Origin of the sequence: Aquitalea pelogenes (genome assembly GCF_001515305.1) — a bacterium.
GTDB classification, from domain to species: domain Bacteria; phylum Pseudomonadota; class Gammaproteobacteria; order Burkholderiales; family Chromobacteriaceae; genus Aquitalea; species Aquitalea pelogenes.
In genome coordinates this window covers 1-16,363 of sequence record NZ_LNQV01000053.1, presented here as the reverse complement: position 1 = coordinate 16,363, position 16,363 = coordinate 1, and the positions used below count along the sequence as shown (strand labels likewise).

At 58.9% G+C, this 16,363-nt stretch carries 15 protein-coding genes and 1 pseudogene; 12 read left to right on the top strand and 4 right to left on the bottom strand.

What is annotated here, in order from left to right; all coding sequences use genetic code 11:
- Window positions 1-2: 2 nt before the first annotated feature.
- From AWT75_RS17625 to AWT75_RS17610, 4 genes are all read left to right on the top strand, one after another.
- A complete protein-coding gene (locus AWT75_RS17625; protein WP_062790843.1) occupies window positions 3-1,124 on the top strand; it encodes an acyltransferase family protein in 1,122 nt (373 codons plus the stop codon).
- Between the two features lie 165 nt (window positions 1,125-1,289).
- Window positions 1,290-2,453: a DegT/DnrJ/EryC1/StrS family aminotransferase gene (locus AWT75_RS17620; RefSeq protein WP_062790841.1), complete on the top strand. Its 1,164-nt coding sequence runs from the start codon at window positions 1,290-1,292 to the stop codon at window positions 2,451-2,453.
- The gene (locus AWT75_RS17615) at window positions 2,450-3,127 is read left to right on the top strand and encodes a sugar transferase (protein ID WP_062790839.1); all 678 of its coding nucleotides are present in this window, start codon (window positions 2,450-2,452) and stop codon (window positions 3,125-3,127) included. The genes AWT75_RS17620 and AWT75_RS17615 overlap by 4 nt, the downstream gene beginning before the upstream one ends.
- Before the next feature lie 22 nt (window positions 3,128-3,149).
- Entirely contained in the window at window positions 3,150-5,033 is a 1,884-nt protein-coding gene (locus AWT75_RS17610; RefSeq protein ID WP_045848849.1) for a polysaccharide biosynthesis protein, read from the top strand.
- Between the two features lie 12 nt (window positions 5,034-5,045).
- Here the strand turns inward: AWT75_RS17610 and AWT75_RS17605 are convergent, their stop codons facing one another.
- On the bottom strand, window positions 5,046-6,194 hold the full coding sequence (locus AWT75_RS17605) for a GGDEF domain-containing protein (protein WP_062790837.1): 1,149 nt from the start codon (window positions 6,192-6,194) through the stop codon (window positions 5,046-5,048).
- A gap of 154 nt (window positions 6,195-6,348) precedes the next feature.
- On the opposite strand from AWT75_RS17605, the gene AWT75_RS17600 reads away from it, so the two are divergent.
- From AWT75_RS17600 to AWT75_RS17575, 6 genes and pseudogenes are all read left to right on the top strand, one after another.
- On the top strand, window positions 6,349-7,260 hold the full coding sequence (locus tag AWT75_RS17600) for a LysR family transcriptional regulator (protein WP_062790835.1): 912 nt from the start codon (window positions 6,349-6,351) through the stop codon (window positions 7,258-7,260).
- Between the two features lie 237 nt (window positions 7,261-7,497).
- Window positions 7,498-8,199: a histidine phosphatase family protein gene (locus AWT75_RS17595; protein WP_062790833.1), complete on the top strand. Its 702-nt coding sequence runs from the start codon at window positions 7,498-7,500 to the stop codon at window positions 8,197-8,199.
- 207 nt (window positions 8,200-8,406) lie between these two features.
- Window positions 8,407-9,806 (top strand): annotated as a pseudogene (gene aspA, locus AWT75_RS17590) (aspartate ammonia-lyase).
- Window positions 9,807-9,944: 138 nt separating this feature from the next.
- On the top strand, window positions 9,945-10,301 hold the full coding sequence (locus AWT75_RS17585; protein WP_153013372.1) for a hypothetical protein: 357 nt from the start codon (window positions 9,945-9,947) through the stop codon (window positions 10,299-10,301).
- A gap of 85 nt (window positions 10,302-10,386) precedes the next feature.
- Window positions 10,387-10,626: a DUF2164 domain-containing protein gene (locus tag AWT75_RS17580; RefSeq protein WP_045848861.1), complete on the top strand. Its 240-nt coding sequence runs from the start codon at window positions 10,387-10,389 to the stop codon at window positions 10,624-10,626.
- A gap of 126 nt (window positions 10,627-10,752) precedes the next feature.
- Entirely contained in the window at window positions 10,753-11,352 is a 600-nt protein-coding gene (locus AWT75_RS17575; RefSeq protein ID WP_045848855.1) for a YdcF family protein, read from the top strand.
- A 70-nt stretch (window positions 11,353-11,422) separates the two neighbouring features.
- Here AWT75_RS17575 and AWT75_RS17570 read toward each other — a convergent pair whose 3' ends face one another.
- Together AWT75_RS17570 and ubiD are read right to left on the bottom strand one after the other, a co-directional pair.
- On the bottom strand, window positions 11,423-11,782 hold the full coding sequence (locus AWT75_RS17570) for a YggL family protein (protein WP_062790829.1): 360 nt from the start codon (window positions 11,780-11,782) through the stop codon (window positions 11,423-11,425).
- Window positions 11,783-11,863: 81 nt separating this feature from the next.
- Window positions 11,864-13,339, bottom strand: coding sequence for a 4-hydroxy-3-polyprenylbenzoate decarboxylase (gene ubiD / locus AWT75_RS17565; RefSeq protein ID WP_062790827.1), 1,476 nt, complete (start codon window positions 13,337-13,339; stop codon window positions 11,864-11,866).
- 148 nt (window positions 13,340-13,487) lie between these two features.
- On the opposite strand from ubiD, the gene AWT75_RS17560 reads away from it, so the two are divergent.
- Window positions 13,488-14,132 carry an OmpW/AlkL family protein gene (locus AWT75_RS17560; RefSeq protein WP_062790825.1) on the top strand — a complete coding sequence of 215 codons (645 nt, stop codon included), beginning with the start codon at window positions 13,488-13,490 and terminating at the stop codon, window positions 14,130-14,132.
- Window positions 14,133-14,234: 102 nt separating this feature from the next.
- Complete coding sequence (locus AWT75_RS17555) at window positions 14,235-15,290, top strand: PLP-dependent cysteine synthase family protein (protein WP_062790823.1); 1,056 nt, start codon at window positions 14,235-14,237, stop codon at window positions 15,288-15,290.
- Between the two features lie 26 nt (window positions 15,291-15,316).
- Here the strand turns inward: AWT75_RS17555 and AWT75_RS17550 are convergent, their stop codons facing one another.
- A complete protein-coding gene (locus AWT75_RS17550; protein ID WP_193394102.1) occupies window positions 15,317-15,949 on the bottom strand; it encodes a pyrimidine 5'-nucleotidase in 633 nt (210 codons plus the stop codon).
- Window positions 15,950-16,363 lie beyond the last annotated feature (414 nt).

The window sequence follows — 16,363 nt, the reverse complement described above, 5'->3', positions numbered from 1 at the left end:
GGATGAGTAGCAAGAAGCAGCATATCCGTTTTGATTTTGCCGATGGCCTGCGAGGCGTGGCCATCCTGTGTGTGATCCTGTTTCACTTTACCCAGACCTTCTGGCAGCATCGCGAGCGCATCAGCGACATCCTGAATATGGACCCGCTGGAAGGTTACGCCGGGGCATCTTTTGTATTGCCCTTCAATCTGGGCGCGGTAGGCGTAGGGCTGTTCCTGCTGATTTCCGGACTGCTGATTCCGCTGTCGCTCACCCGCATGGGTGGCTTGCGTTTTGCCGTGTCGCGAGTGTTCCGCATCTACCCCACCTACTGGGCCGGACTGGCGGTGACACTGCTTGCCTTGTGGATTGCCGCCTGGCTGGCCGATAACGACTTCGACATTACCGGGCGCGATGTCATCGGCCATGTCAGCATTGCCTTTCAGGACATGCTGGGTGGGCGCAATATCGACCCGGTGATGTGGACGCTGAAGGTGGAACTGTGGTTTTACGCCTTGCTGGGTACGGCGTTTGCGCTGACCGGCAAACGCATCAAGTGGGCCATCTGGCTGCTGCTGCCGTTGGTGGCCATGCTGTGCCGTGGCCCGGATGCGCAAGGCCTGCACGGCCAGCTGGCGCATTTCTGGGCCTATGACCAGTATTTCCTGTCCTCGGTGGTGTGTTATTTCCCGCTGATGTTTGCCGGGTGCTGGTGTTATTTCTACCTCACCGGCCAGGCCGGTGCCGTGGAAACCGTGCTGCATTTTGTCGGCCTCTTGGCCCTGTTTGTGTGGGTGACCAACTGGCCATCGCCCGAGCTGTACGGCAGCTACGCCATCGGCATCGGCCTGTTCGTGCTGGGCGTGCTGCGCCCGGCGCTGTGGAGCAGCCCGTGGCTGGCACGCGTGGCTGCGGTCAGCTATGCCTGGTATGTCTGTCATTCCAATGCGGGCTACGTGCTGATGGAAGTGCTGGCTATGTACAATCTGCCGTGGTGGCTGCTGGTGGCCGCCGCCACCGTGATGACCTGGTATCTGGCGCTGGCCATCAACCGCTGGGTGGAGCTGCCCACGCAGAAGCTGGGCAAGCGCGCCGCCGATGCGCTGAAAGAGAAGCCGGCGACGGACAATCTGGCCCGCCAGTAAGAAAGAGCAGCTGACAAAAAACCTGCTGCTGCGGCGTGCCTTGTCCCAGGGCCGCTACGCTATTTTGTTAGCCGCTCCAAGCGCCGCTGACAAGACCGGAACGCGACTGGCAACCATGCGTCGGCTGCCAGCCATAAACAACGACGCCTATTGAAGATGACGAAAATGAGCGAACAGAAATTCCTGCCCTTTGCCCTGCCGGATATCGGCGAAGACGAAATCAATGAAGTGGTCGACGCCCTGCGTTCCGGCTGGGTGACCACCGGCCCCAAGACCAAGCAGTTCGAAGCCGACTTTGCTGCCTTCATCGGCGAAGGTGTGGAAGCGATTGCCGTAAACTCCGCCACCGCCGGCCTGCATCTGGCGCTGGAAGCCATCGGCATCCAGCCGGGTGACGAAGTGATTGTCCCCAGCTACACCTTTACTGCCACGGCCGAAGTGGTGCGCTATCTGGGCGCAGACCCGGTCGTGGTGGATGTGGACCCGGCCACTTTCAATATCAGCCCGGCTGCCATCCGTGCCGCCATCACGCCGAAAACCCGCGCCATCATGCCGGTGCACTTTGCCGGCCTCGCGTGCGAGATGGACGAAATCATCGCCATCGCCCGCGAACATGGCCTGAAAGTGGTGGAAGACGCTGCGCACGCGCTGCCGACCACCTACAAGGGCAAGCTGGTGGGCACGCTGGATTCGGACGTCACCGTGTTCAGCTTCTACGCCAACAAAACCATGACCACCGGCGAAGGCGGCATGGTGGTATCGAAGAACAAGGACATCATTGCCCGCTGCAAGATCATGCGTCTGCATGGCATCAGCCGTGACGCCTTCGACCGCTACGTGTCCAAGACCCCGGCCTGGTACTACGAAGTGATTGCCCCCGGCTTCAAATACAATATGCCGGACACTGCCGCTGCCATGGGCATCCACCAGCTGAAGAAGATTGTCGCCTTCCGCGAAAAGCGCGAAGTCATGGCCCAGCGCTTTGACCGTGAGCTGGCCGACCTGCCCTTGATCCTGCCAGCACGCCCCGCCCATGCCGGGGATCGCCATGCCTGGCATCTCTATCCGGTACGTATCAAGCCGGAAGCCGGCATCAGCCGAGATGACTTTATCGTCCGCATGGCGGAAAAGGGCATTGGCTGCTCGGTACACTTCATTCCGCTGCATCGCCAGCCGGTATGGCGCGATGGTTACCAACTGGACCGTGCCGCCTTCCCGGTGGCGGATGCCGCCTTCGAGGCCGAAGTCACCCTGCCGCTGTATACCCGCATGACCGAGGACGATCAGACCCGCGTGATTGCCGCCGTGCGTGAGATCCTGGGCGCATGAGTCAGCACCAGCCTTTGCAGCCGGGTGAAGGCCCGGCCTTGTTACCGCCATGCTGCCGTCCGCCGGGTGCCGGGTCGGCACTGCTCAAGCGCCTGTTCGACCTGATTGCGTCCAGCATCGGCCTGCTGCTGCTGGCCGCGCCGCTGCTGCTGGTTGCCTTGTGGATCAAGCTCGATTCCCCCGGCCCGGTGTTTTTCCGCCAGGTACGGGTAGGGCGGGGCGGCATGCTGTTTCGCATCCACAAATTCCGCACCATGCAGGTGAATACCGAAGTGCAGGGCCAGCTGACCGTGGGCGCGGACAGCCGCGTCACCGGTGCCGGGCGTTTTTTGCGCAAGAGCAAGCTGGATGAACTGCCGCAATTGCTGGACGTGCTGTTCGGCGACATGAGCCTGGTGGGCCCGCGCCCGGAAGTGCCCAAGTATGTGGCGCACTACCCTGATGAAGTCAAAGACATCGTGCTGTCGGTACGCCCCGGCATCACCGACTGGGCCTCCATCCGCATGATTGATGAAAACGAGATCCTGGGCCGCGCGGCGGACCCGGAACGCGCTTATATCGAACAGATCCTGCCGGAAAAACTGGGCTATTACGTGCGTTATGCACAAACCCACAGCCTGCTGGAAGATATCCGCATCATCTTCGCCACCTTGCTGAAAATCGTGCTGCGCTGATGGCCGTGAAAGTCGATTCGACATGCTAGACAAACTGCTGACCTTTTCCCGTCACAACAAGATGGCCCTGCTGGCGCTGATGGATGCGCTGCTGCTGCCGCTGGCCCTGTGGAGCGCCGTGGTGCTGCGCCTGGGCGGCTACTGGGACCCTAAGCTGGACCCGTACCTGTGGATCTTCATCGTGCCGCCGCTGTGGGTGATTCCCATCTTCGTCAAGCTGGGCCTCTATCGCGCGGTGCTGAAGTATCTGGATGACAAGATCGTCTACACCGTGTTTACCGGGGTCAGCCTGGCGGTGCTGGTGTTGACGGCGGTGATCGTGATGGCGCGCATTGCACCCTTCCCGCGCTCGTCCATCATCATCTTCTGGATGTTCGCCATGGCCTATATCGGCGGCAGCCGCTTCGTGCTGCGCGGCCTGGTGCGGCGGATCGATTCAGTGGATGCCCCGCGTGAACACGTCATCATCTACGGTGCCGGCCAGGCGGGTGTACAGCTGATGCTGGCCTTGCAGGCAGGCAAGGAATACCGGCCGATGGCCTTTGTCGATGACAATCCGGAAAGCTGGCGGCGTACCTATCGCGGCCTGACCGTACATGCGCCGGAAGATTTGCCGCTGCTGATCGAGGAAACTGCTGCCAGCTGCATCCTGCTGGCCATGCCCTCGGTCAGCCGTGGCCGTCAGCGCGAAATCCTCGAGTCACTGGAACACCTGCGCATTCCCATCAAGCGTCTGCCTGGCATGGCTGACCTGGTATCGGGCGAAGCGCGGGTGGAAGAACTCAAGGAAGTGGAAATCGAAGATCTGCTGGGCCGCGACCCGGTACCGCCGCGTCCCGAACTGCTGGCCCGCAACATCCAGGGCCGGGTGGTGATGGTGACCGGTGCCGGTGGTTCCATCGGTTCCGAGCTGGTACGGCAGATTGCCCGCAACAATCCGGCGCGCATCGTGCTGTTCGAACTGACGGAATTTGCCCTCTACGCCATCGACCAGGAACTGTCACAGCTGGCACCGGACATTCCGCGCACGCCCTTGCTGGGCTCGGTCACCGACTATGCCCGCCTGTGCCAGATCATGCGCAGCTTTGCCGTGGAAACGGTGTATCACGCCGCGGCGTACAAGCATGTGCCGATGGTGGAGCACAATCCGGTGGCCGGCATCGTCAACAATGCCTTTGGTACCGATACCACTGCGCGCGCGGCAGAAGACTGCGGCGTGGACACCTTCGTGCTGATTTCCACCGACAAGGCGGTCCGCCCCACCAATGTGATGGGCGCCACCAAGCGGCTGGCCGAACTCACCTTGCAGGGCCGTCACGCCAGCGGCAGCAACACCCGTTTTGTCATGGTGCGTTTTGGCAATGTGCTGGGCAGCTCTGGTTCGGTGGTGCCCCTGTTCAAGAAGCAGATCAAGGCTGGCGGGCCGGTCACGGTCACTCACCCGGACATCACCCGCTACTTCATGACCATTCCGGAAGCAGCCCAGCTGGTGATTCAGGCCGGGGCGATGGGCGAGGGTGGGGACGTGTTTGTACTGGACATGGGCGAGCCGGTGAAAATTGCCGAACTGGCGCGCCGCATGGTGCATCTGTCCGGGCTGGAAGTGCGTGACGACAAGCATCCGGGCGGCGATATCGAAATCCGCTTCTCCGGGCTGCGCCCGGGTGAGAAGCTGTACGAAGAGCTGCTGATCGGCGACAACGTACTGCCCACCGATCACCCGCGCATCCTGCGGGCACAGGAATACCATCTGCCGGCAGAGGAGCTGCAACACTTCATGCAGCAGCTGGATGAAGCCTGCCGCGCGCTGGATGGAGCACAGGCATTTGCGCTGATGCAGCAGGTGGTGCACGAATTCCGCGCCGCTCCGGCAACCCAGGACTGGGTGGTACTGCAACAGGGGTAAAACAAGGGCCGCCTAGCGGCTGACCACCTGATTGCGCCCCAGCTGCTTGGCACGGTACATGCGCGCATCGGCCAGCTCCACCAGCTGGCGGCGCGCATTGCACTTGTCCGCCAGGCGCTCGGCCAGGCCGATACTTGCCGTCAGGGGGCTGCCATCCGGCCGCTGGCCGAGGCCCTGCTGGCGCAGCCGCTCCAGTGCAATCTCCGCCTGCACCCGGTCGGTATTGGGCATCAACAGCAAAAACTCCTCTCCGCCCCAGCGCACCAGCACATCGCCACGGCGCATGTTCTGCTGGATTTGCTGCACCAGCAGCTTCAGGGTCTTGTCTCCTGCGGCATGGCCAAACACATCATTGATGCTTTTGAAGTGATCCATGTCGATGAAGGCAATGGCCAGCGGCAGCTGGTTTCTTTCTGCATTCACCAGTTGCAGCTCCAGCATTTCGATGCCACTGCGGCGCGAGAATGCCGTGGTCAGCGGGTCGCGGATGGTTTGCCCCACCAGCGCAATGATGAAGGCCAGCTGGCTGATGCCGGCCAGCGCCGATACCCCGGCCAGCAAGGACAGCAGCCAGAACTCCCCGCCAAACGAGGGCCAGCTGGCAACCGACCAGTCCATGACCCAGGCCAGCGCATAGGCCAGCAATACCGGCATGACAAAAGCGAGGTTTTCCAGCAAAGTCAGCGGAAAAATGGCAAAAGCGGCCAGCAGCACAAAGGGTAAAAATGCATAGCCGGTGCCGATGGCGGCTGAAACACCCTCCAGATGATGCTGGGTCAGCAACAAGTGCGAACCGATGTAAAACAGCGTGGGAATGGCAAACAAGGTGGCCATCCCCTGGTAGGCCCGCAACAAGCGGCCATCATGCGGACACCACATCACCAGGGCGGCAAAGGCCACGGTGGCCAGCAGGCGCATGGTGACCAGCCGTTCCCACAGCGCGGCAGGCAAGGTCAGCACGTCCACCACAATCCACAAGGGCGTGAGCAGGGCAAACAACAAGGCAAACAAGCGCACGCGATTGATCAGCATCAGCGCGCGGCGCTGTTGCAGTAAGGGCATGTGTTGATGGGGGCTGAGCAGCCAGCCGGTTTCGTTGCTGGAAATTTCACCGGGCAACAGGCCCAGCACGCCACGCCAGATAGTGTGTGTGATTCTCATTGTCAGACAATTTTCGGTTTTGCAGCATTGTAGGGGCAATGCGCAGTACAACCTTGTAAAATATCAAATTCAGCCTGAATTGACCGGGAATTGTCTGATTAGTTGGCTGATTTAATAAAACAAATCATGTCATGCAATAGGGGAGAGTCGGTCAATGGAAACCCGCTGGCTGGAAGATTTTCTGGTGCTGGCCGATACCGGCAGCTTTACCCGTTCTGCCGAAATCCGTCATCTGACGCAACCGGCCTTTTCCCGGCGTATCAAGTCGCTGGAAAGCTGGTTCGGAGCCGACCTGATCGACCGCACCACCTATCCCACCCGACTGACGGCGGCTGGCGAGTTGCTGCGCGAACAGGCGGTACAGATGCTGGCGCAAATCAACAGCACCCGCGCCCAGTTACGCGGGCTGCAACCCTTGCCGGCCGGCACGCTGAGCCTGGCCGTACCGCATACCCTGTCTTTTTCCTTCTTTCCCAAATGGCTGACCCGCATGGAGCAGGGTTTTGGCCCGCTGTCCTGCCGCCTGCAGGCCAGCAATGTGCACGATGCCTTGCTGGCCTTCGTGGAGGGCGGCTGCGATCTGCTGATGTGTTATCACCACCCCAAACAGCCGGTGGATTTTAGCGATCCGCGCTACAGCGGCCTGCGGCTGGGTGTGGAAACCCTGCGGCCTTATGTGCGCAGCAATCCCGACCACACGCCACGTTACGCCCTGCCAGGCACAGCCGCACAGCCGCTGCCGTTTCTGGGCTATGCCAGCAATGCCTACTTCCGCCTGATGACCGACCTGATCCTGGAGGCGGCACCTGAACCCACCTTCCTGTCGCTGCGCTACGAAACCGACATGGCCGAGGGACTGAAAAACATGGTGCTGGAAGGGCATGGCGTGGCGTTTTTGCCAACCAGCTCGGTACAGCGTGAAGTCCGTTCCCGTCAGCTGGTATTGGCCGCCCCCAGCGGCTGGAGCGTGGACATGGAAGTGCGCCTGTACCGCGACACCAAGCGCAGCCGTCCCGAGCTGGATGCTTTCTGGGACTATCTGGCCAGCAGCGCACAGCCGGTGTAGTTATCTGCAAGCGCGCAGCGCCTGAACCAGGCGGAATGTTCCGACGGCAAAGCCCTCCATAGGGGTAGGTGCATGGTGTTTCGGAGTAAACCGCATGACATTTCGGCACTTGCCTGCTGGCACGGTATACGCGATTACCTAACATCATCAGCGTCCTGTAACCGTGTCCAGGGGAATGAAATGAAATTCATGTCATGGCTGGTTTGCTGTGTGAGCCTGCTGCTTTGCCATCTCACAATGGCTGCGAATGAGCCGGTGGTAGACATCTATTTATTGCGCCACGGCAAAACCATGTTCAATACCACCAATCAGGTACAGGGCTGGTCTGATACCCCGTTGACTGCTGCCGGCGTGGCAGGCGCACAGGCGGCTGGCCGTGGTCTGGCATCCATTCCCTTCATTGCCGTGCATAGCAGCGACCTCGGGCGCGCGCGCAGCACTGCCCGCATCGTGCTGGCGCAGGGTCGGCAGCAGCCACTGCCGGTACAGGAAGACGAGCGCCTGCGGGAGTGGAATTACGGCAGCTTCGAGGGCCGGCCGGATGCCGAAATGTGGACGCCATTATTTGCAAGGCAGGGCATGCAGTTTGATCCACAGTGGGGAAACTGGCCGGAATTCACCAGCAAGATGAGCGACAGCGCCATTGCCCAGGCCATTCATGACGCCGACCCGCGCGGCTGGGCGGAAACCTACCCGCAAATCACCACCCGGTTGCGTGCTGCCATGCAGGATATCGTGGACAAGGCCATGGTGGCCGGCGGCGGTAATGTCCTGGTGGTCAGCCATGGCGGCGCCATTCTCACCATTCTGGAAGTTTTGCTGCCAGGGCAGGCCAAGCACAGCGATATCCCCAATAGCAGCATTACCGTGCTGCGCTATCAGCATGGCCAGTACCATTTGCTCAAGGTGGGTGATGTCAGTTACCAGCGCCAACCCTGACCGGTTTGCTCCCAGGCACTGCTGTAGCGGCATGTTAGCGAGGGGCTTGTCGGGCTGATAGTCGGCATTCTCATCCCTTGTTTCACATGGTTATGCAAAATTTGCATGATGTGATTGCGAATCGGAATTGGCCAATCCCCCCGTTGCCAGCCTACAGTCTGCCCCCATCGCTCCGTATTGACGGAGACCACCAACAAAGGCTGCTGCATGTCCACACGTATCGAACACGACCTGCTTGGCGATCGCGCCGTTCCGGCTGACGCCTACTGGGGTGTCCACACCCTGCGTGCCGTGGAAAACTTCCCCATTACTGGCCAGACCATTGCCAGCTATGGCGACCTGATTGTCGCCCTGGCGCAAATCAAGAAAGCGGCAGCCCTGGCCAACCGCGATCTGGGCCTGCTGGACGAAGTGCGTACCCGTGCCATCGTGGTGGCTTGTGAAGAGCTGGTGGAAGGCAAGCTGCATGATCAGTTTGTGGTGGATGTGATTCAGGGTGGGGCCGGTACTTCCACCAACATGAATGCCAACGAAGTCATTGCCAACCGCGCGCTGGAAATCCTGGGCCATGGCAAGGGCGAGTACGACAAGCTGCACCCCAACGAACACGTCAACATGGGCCAAAGCACCAACGACGTGTATCCCACCGCCTTGCGCCTGGCCACCTACTGGGGTGTGCTGCGTCTGCAACGCACCATGTTCGTGCTGCGCGAAGCCTTTGCGGCCAAGGCGGAAGAATTCAAGAACATCCTGAAAATGGGCCGTACCCAATTGCAGGATGCCGTACCGATGACGCTGGGTCAGGAGTTCCAGACCTACGCCGTGATGCTGGGTGAAGACGAACAACGCCTGAGCGAAGCGCGTGCGCTGATGCTGGAAATCAATCTGGGTGCCACTGCCATCGGCACTGGTATTACCGCTCATCCCGACTATGCCCGGCTGGTGTGCCTGCATCTGTCGGAACTGACCGGCCTCAAGCTGATGACGGCTCCCAACCTGATTGAAGCCACCCAGGATTGCGGTGCATTCGTCCAGCTCTCCGGCGTGCTCAAGCGCGTGGCGGTCAAACTGTCCAAAACCTGCAATGACTTGCGCCTGCTGTCCTCCGGCCCGCGTGCCGGTATTGGCGACATCAATCTGCCTGCGCGTCAGGCCGGTTCGTCCATCATGCCGGGCAAGGTCAATCCGGTGATTCCGGAAGTGGTCAACCAGGTGGCGTTTGAAGTGATCGGCAACGATATGACCATCACCATGGCGGCAGAAGGCGGCCAGTTGCAGCTGAATGCTTTCGAGCCGGTCATCGCCTACAGCATGTTCCGCAGCGTGCGCCATCTGGCCAACGCCTGCAGCACGCTGACCGAGCACTGCGTGAAGGGCATTACCGCCAATGAGGCCAAGCTGCGTGCTGATGTGCTGAACTCCATCGGCCTGGTGACCGCACTCAACCCCATCATCGGCTACGCCGCCGCCACCGCTGTGGCTGCCGAGCGCACGCCACCGGTGGCAGTGTCTACGATATCGTGCTGGAACGCGGGCTGATGCAGCGCGCCCAGCTGGATGAAGCCCTGCTGCCCGAAGCATTGACCCAGCCGCGCTGGCTGTCTTAACGGTGTTCTGCTGTCGGTACTTGTCCGGTACCGACTTTCCTGTGTTGGCCGGGTAAATACCCGGCCATTTTTTTTACTGCTTGTCTCGCAGCGGCTGGCGATGTATAAAATATTGTGCAGTGCACAATGGAGTTCATCATGATACAAGCCCTGATCTGGTGGCTGGAAGTCAGTCCGCGCTGGCTGGCCTGCCTGACGGCACATGGCCGCAGTCAGCAAGAAGTCCTGCGCGCTGGCTTCTTCCATTCCGGCCGGGTGCTTAGCAGCCCGGCCCCTGCCAGTGACAAACTGGCCCGGCTGGCCCGGCGTGCCACCGCCGATACCATCACCTTGTTGCACGACAATGGCCAGCTTCAGTTACAACTGGGTCAGGAGCCGCTGCCACCGCTGCTGGCCGACTGTGCCTGCTACCGTTCCGGCCAGCATTTGCAGCAGCAAGGTGGCAGGCTCTGCCTGCAAGGCCTGGTCGATCTGGGGCGCATCCTCTTGCGCTGAAATTGAGTCAAGGGCGCAGAACAATTGCTTTGCAGCCATCTTCCTGCAAGGCACAATGCGGGGCTTGCAACCCGGGATTCACCCCATGACCGCGCACGTCACGCTCAGCCCGCAACAATTGCAACAACTGGCACCTGCCCTGCAGTCTTATTTGTCCAGCCAGTTGCAACTTGAAATCGGCAGTTTTGATGCCCAGTTCCTATTGGAATTTGTCGCCCAGCAGATTGGTCGCGATATCTATAACCAGGCATTGGCCGACGCCCAGCTGGCACTGAGTCAGCGCATGGAGTCACTACAGGCTGCCATCTGGGAGCTGGAAAAGTAAGCAGCAGGGCGGTTCTTGCCACGTTCATCCGGCGCAGCTTGACCATGCCCTCTGACGCCAACGACTGCCATCCGCAGGACAACGGGGTTACAATCAGGTTTTATTTCCCGCTGCCGCCACTGCTTCATGCTTTATTTGCGTCTGATGCTCAAAGGTTTTCTGCTGGCCGTGCTGTTGGTGCTGCTCGGCTTTGGCTATATGGCCTGGGGCATCGCACGTTATGCAGACCAGCCCGCTACGGAACCGGCCGATGCCGCCCTGGTGCTGGGCGCGGCGGCCTGGGGCAGCAAACCCTCGCCGGTGCTGCGTGAACGCATCAACCATGCAGTGACGCTGTACAAGCAGGGCAGGGTGCGCTGGATTGTGTTTACCGGCGGCACGCCGGAGCCCGGCTATCCTACCGAGGCCGATGTCGGTCGTGAATTTGCCCTGCGCCAGGGCGTGCCGATGACGGCCATGCTGGCGGAAAACGAATCGCGCACCACCTGGCAGAATCTGGAAAACGCTCACAAGCTGGCATCGCCCTTTGGTATCCGCTCATTCTTGCTGGTGAGCGACCCCCTGCACATGCGCCGTGCCGTGCTGATGGCCCATGATCTGGGCATGGCCGCCGCACCGGCACCGACCGAATCCAGCCGCTATGTCAGCTGGAGCAACAAGGTGAAATTCCTGGCGCGGGAAACCTGGCTGTATGTGGGGTACCGGGTATTCCGCAAGCTGTCCTGACCTTGTCTTCATTGATATGCAGACGTAAAAAAACCGGCACCAGGCCGGTTTTTTGTATGGCACAGTGTGCTTATACCGTGTGCCACAGGTCGATCAGCTCGCCAGCTTCCACATTGGATACTTCATTGCGTGCTTGCAGCCAGGCAACCAGCTTGGCACGGATTTCTTCGGTAATGGCAACTTCGCCTACCGGGAATACCACGCCTTCCAGTCTTTCATTACCATCAAAATGACCGCCGAAGCTGATGGCAGCTTCATCAATGCAGTTCAGCCAGTCGTCCAGCAGGGCATCTGCATCCACACCTGCGGCAATGGTGGCGATCAGGTGAAAACCCAGCTCGCGGTATTCGCCCACACGCATTTTCTTGCGCTGGCGATGGTTCAGGCGCTTCAGGCGCTGGGCGGAATTGGGGTTGTGCAGATCAGACATGATGACTCCAGTAACTAAATGACGCGGCGATGATAACAGGCATTCCCGGCTGACAGTAAGCAAGCCGGGATGACAGTCCATTTAAAGTCCCAGTTGCGCCCATAAAACATCAATCTTCTGCTTGATGCTGTCATCCATCACGATGGGCACACCCCATTCGCGACTGGTTTCGCCAGGCATCTTGTTGGTGGCATCCAGTCCCATCTTGCCGCCAAGTCCGGATACCGGGCTGGCGAAGTCCAGATAGTCGATCGGCGTGTGTTCGATCAGCGTGGTGTCGCGTACCGGGTCCATGCGGGTGGTGATTGCCCACATCACTTCCTTCCAGTCGCGGCAGTCCACATCGTCATCCACCACGATGATGAACTTGGTGTACATGAACTGGCGCAGGAAGCTCCAGCAGCCCATCATCACGCGCTTGGCATGACCAGGGTATTGTTTCTTGATACTGATGACTGCCATGCGATAGCTGCAACCTTCCGGTGGCAAGTAGAAATCGACAATTTCCGGAAACTGCTTTTGCAGGATGGGCACGAATACTTCATTCAGTGCCACGCCCAGTACCGCAGGCTCATCCGGTGGTTTGCCGGTATAGGTGCTGTGATAGATGGGGTTCTCGCGCATGGTGATGCGGTCGATGGTGAATACCGGGAAGTAGTCCTGCTCGTTGTAATAACCGGTATGGTCGCCATACGGGCCTTCCAGCGCCATGTCATCGGGATGGATATGGCCTTCCAGTACAATCTCGGCCCGTGCCGGCACTTGCAGGTCAGAGCCGATGCATTTCACCAGCTCGGTGCGACTGCCGCGAAGCAAGCCGGCAAACTGGTATTCGGACAAGGTATCCGGCACCGGAGTGACAGCGCCCAGAATGGTCGCCGGGTCGCAGCCCAGCACCACGGCCACCGGGTAGGGCTTGTCCGGGTTCTGCTGGCGGAATTCACGATAATCCAGCGCACCGCCACGGTGGGCCAGCCAGCGCATGATGACGCGGTTTTTGCCGATCACCTGCTGGCGATAGATGCCCAGGTTCTGCCGCTTCTTGTTCGGGCCGCGGGTTACCGTCAGGCCCCAGGTAATCAGCGGTGCCACATCGCCCGGCCAGCAATGCTGGATGGGCAGGCGCGACAAGTCCACATCGTCACCTTCCCACACAATCTGCTGGCAAGGCGCCTTGCTGACCACCTTGGGCGCCATGGACAACACCTGCTTGAGCAAGGGCAGCTTGTCCCAGGCCTCACGCAGCCCCTTTGGCGGTTCCGGCTCTTTCAGATAAGCCAAGGTCTTGCCGATTTCTCTCAGTTGCATGACGTCACTGGCACCCATGCCCATGGCAACACGCTTCGGTGTGCCAAACAGATTGGCCAGTACCGGAATCGAATAGGACTGCGTATCGTGCCGGGCTTGCGTGAACAGCAGGGCCGGGCCACCGGCTTTCAGTACCCGGTCGCCGATTTCGGTTATTTCCAGATGTGGCGATACCGGTACATCGATTCTTTTCAATTCGCCTTGCTGTTCCAGTTGAGCAACAAAGTCCCGCAGGTCGGCATATTTCATGACTGTTTCATGATCTTAAGCAAAGTTTTGACCGGAAGGTTTGGATAACCTCCGCTATGAACGTCGCAAGCTACTGCCGGCCTATTAGAAAGTCAATTACGGTAGAAGCCCAAGACCGTGAACTTGCCTACACTCTTGGAGAATACAAATGAAAAAGCTTGCTCTGGCTGCGGCCATCGGTCTGATTTCCGCTAGCGCCTTCGCCGCTCAAGGCGACATCATCGCGCGTTTCCGCGTGATCAACGTGAATCCGTCCTCTTCCTGGAGCAACGCTGCTCTGGGTAACTCCCTGGGCCTGAAGAGTGTCGACGCAAAAGACGACACCGTTCCGGAACTGGACTTCACCTACATGATCACCAACAACATCGGTACCGAACTGATCCTGGGTACCAGCCGTCACGAAGTGACCGCCAACGCCGGTACTGGTGACAAGAGCCTGGGCAAGGTATCCACCCTGCCGCCGACCCTGACCGTTCAATACCACTTCTCCCCGGATAGCAGCGTATTCCGTCCGTACGTAGGTGCTGGTATCAACTACACCCGTTTCTACAATACCGGTCTGAATGCTGCCAACCTGGGCGTGAATGCTGATCTGAAAGTGAAGAAGAACAGCTACGGTCCGGCACTGCAAATCGGTGCTGACTTCCCGATCAGCAAGAGCTTCTTCGTCAACGTTGACGTGAAAAAGATCTGGATGAAGACCGACGTAAGCCTGGCTTCCAACGGCACTCAAGTTGGCACCCTGAAGATCGACCCGCTGGTCGTAGGCCTGGGTATCGGTACCAAGTTCTAAGCAACTTGTTTTGCCGCAAGAAAGCGCCTCCTCGTGGAGGCGCTTTTTTATTTCCGTGCAATAGAATAATGTATTCTAAATTTATGCATTCAGGAGATAAAAATGGGCAATTGGGCCAGCACAGCCATCCGCAAGATCGAAGCAGATTTCAACCGTTCCAGCGACACGCACCTGATACCACTGCAGATTCCTGCCTTGCCGCAGATCCAGTTGTATTTCAAGGATGAATCCACCCACCCAACCGGCAGCCTGAAGCACCGCCTGGCGCGTTCGCTCTTCCTGTATGGCCTGTGCAATGGCTGGATACGCTACAACACCACCATCATCGAAGCTTCCAGTGGCAGCACCGCTGTTTCGGAAGCCTACTTTGCACGCTTGCTGGGCCTGCCCTTCATCGCGGTCATGCCGCGCGGCACGTCGGCAGAGAAAATCCGCGCCATCGAATTTTACGGTGGGCGCTGTCATCTGGTGGATGATCCGGCCACCATCTATGAAGAATCCCGTCGCCTGGCACAAGAACTGAATGGCCACTACATGGACCAGTTCACCTATGCCGAACGTGCCACAGACTGGCGTGGTAACAATAATATTGCCGACACCATCTTCAAGCAGATGGAACTGGAACCGAACCCGGTGCCGGAGTGGATTGTCTGTGGTGCAGGAACCGGCGGCACATCAGCAACCTTTGGCCGCTATGTGCGTTATCAGAAACTCTCGACGCAGATCTGCGTTGTCGACCCGGAAAACTCGGTGTTCTACGACAGCTATTACAGTGGTAACGCAGACTGCCGCTGCGAAGGTGGTTCTGGCGTGGAGGGCATCGGTCGTCCGCGGGTCGAACCATCTTTCATCCCCACCGTTATCGATAAAGTAGTCCGCGTACCCAATGTGGCCAGCTATGCTGCCATTCATTTCCTGGAAGAAGTGATGGGGCGTAAGTGTGGTGGTTCTACCGGCACCAATCTGTTCGGTGTGTGTGAACTGGTCAGCGACATGGTACGTAATGGCCGGCACGGCTCGGTGGTCACGCTGATTTGCGACGATGGCAACCGCTACCTCAACAGCTACTACAACCCGCAGTGGCTGGAAGGTAACGGTCACCACATTGCATCCTGGGTGGAGCGCTATCGTCGCTTCTTCTTCGAAGGTCGCTGGTAAGCCAGTAAGGGTTGCTGCGGCAATGGTTACCAGCGCTGCCGCAGTAGCTGGCTCAGTTTGTTGACACGCACATCGACAAAAGCCGGTTTGCGGCTCTGGCGGCTGATCCACACCGTACGCATCCCCAGGGATTTTGCTGCGTACAGATTGGGTAGAGAATCCTCCACCATGATGCAGTGTGCCGGATCAAGCCGCTCCGCCTGCAGCATGGAACGAAAGCCACGCCGGTCAGGTTTTGGACGAAAGCGCATTTTTTCCATGCCATAGCAGGCTGCAAACTGGTGGTGTATGCCCATTTTATCCAGCAGCCCTTCTATATAGTGTTGCGGTCCGTTGGACAGCACAATCTTGCGGCCAGGCAGTGCTTTCAGGGTGGCTGCCAGGGATGGTTCCCATACCAGCCAGCGATACAGCTCATCCAGTACGTGGGTCTCCTGCAGGAAATGTCCGGCATCCACAGCGTGGTGGCGCATAAGTCCTTGCAGGGTGGCACCATAACGATGCCAGTAGTGCAGTCTCAACTGCCGGGCCTCCTCCGCCGACATATCCAGATGCCGCTCCATGTACAGGTTCATCATGCGACTGATATGGGCAAAGATACCCAGGCTAGCCTGATGCAGCGTGTCGTCGAGATCAAAAATCCAGGTGGGAGCAGACATGATGGCGGCTAGGGCAAAGTTAGGAAGCCGCCATTATCATGAGCAAAAGCCAGGACTGCCACATCTTGTACCATGCTCTTTCGCGCGTGAGATTGGTCAGTTTGTTTAAAATCAATGACTTGAATTTTCCATCTGCAAATATTACAGATTTCTTCGCACAAAGTGTTGACGAGGGTGGGTCAGGGCGGTATAGTTCGCCTCCTCAGCAGACAACGCAGCGACGGAAACGAAACGCAGCGACCTGCACCGCTCTTTAAAAAACAGAATAACCGATAGGTGTGAGTACTTGGCGAAAGCCAAATACTTGCACTGCAAGACAAGAAATACTTGTTATTTTCTTTGATCTTGCGTGCCAGAAATTTGCTATGAGATTGAACTGAAGAGTTTGATCCTGGCTCAGATTGAACGCTGGCG

Coding starts and splice junctions, on each gene's coding strand:
- AWT75_RS17625 (WP_062790843.1), top strand. CDS start 3: ATGAGTAGCAAGAAGCAGCATATCCGTTTTGATTTTGCCGATGGCCTG.
- AWT75_RS17620 (WP_062790841.1), top strand. CDS start 1,290: ATGAGCGAACAGAAATTCCTGCCCTTTGCCCTGCCGGATATCGGCGAA.
- AWT75_RS17615 (WP_062790839.1), top strand. CDS start 2,450: ATGAGTCAGCACCAGCCTTTGCAGCCGGGTGAAGGCCCGGCCTTGTTA.
- AWT75_RS17610 (WP_045848849.1), top strand. CDS start 3,150: ATGCTAGACAAACTGCTGACCTTTTCCCGTCACAACAAGATGGCCCTG.
- AWT75_RS17605 (WP_062790837.1), bottom strand. CDS start 6,194: ATGAGAATCACACACACTATCTGGCGTGGCGTGCTGGGCCTGTTGCCC.
- AWT75_RS17600 (WP_062790835.1), top strand. CDS start 6,349: ATGGAAACCCGCTGGCTGGAAGATTTTCTGGTGCTGGCCGATACCGGC.
- AWT75_RS17595 (WP_062790833.1), top strand. CDS start 7,498: ATGGCTGCGAATGAGCCGGTGGTAGACATCTATTTATTGCGCCACGGC.
- AWT75_RS17585 (WP_153013372.1), top strand. CDS start 9,945: ATGATACAAGCCCTGATCTGGTGGCTGGAAGTCAGTCCGCGCTGGCTG.
- AWT75_RS17580 (WP_045848861.1), top strand. CDS start 10,387: ATGACCGCGCACGTCACGCTCAGCCCGCAACAATTGCAACAACTGGCA.
- AWT75_RS17575 (WP_045848855.1), top strand. CDS start 10,753: ATGCTTTATTTGCGTCTGATGCTCAAAGGTTTTCTGCTGGCCGTGCTG.
- AWT75_RS17570 (WP_062790829.1), bottom strand. CDS start 11,782: ATGTCTGATCTGCACAACCCCAATTCCGCCCAGCGCCTGAAGCGCCTG.
- ubiD (WP_062790827.1), bottom strand. CDS start 13,339: ATGAAATATGCCGACCTGCGGGACTTTGTTGCTCAACTGGAACAGCAA.
- AWT75_RS17560 (WP_062790825.1), top strand. CDS start 13,488: ATGAAAAAGCTTGCTCTGGCTGCGGCCATCGGTCTGATTTCCGCTAGC.
- AWT75_RS17555 (WP_062790823.1), top strand. CDS start 14,235: ATGGGCAATTGGGCCAGCACAGCCATCCGCAAGATCGAAGCAGATTTC.
- AWT75_RS17550 (WP_193394102.1), bottom strand. CDS start 15,949: ATGTCTGCTCCCACCTGGATTTTTGATCTCGACGACACGCTGCATCAG.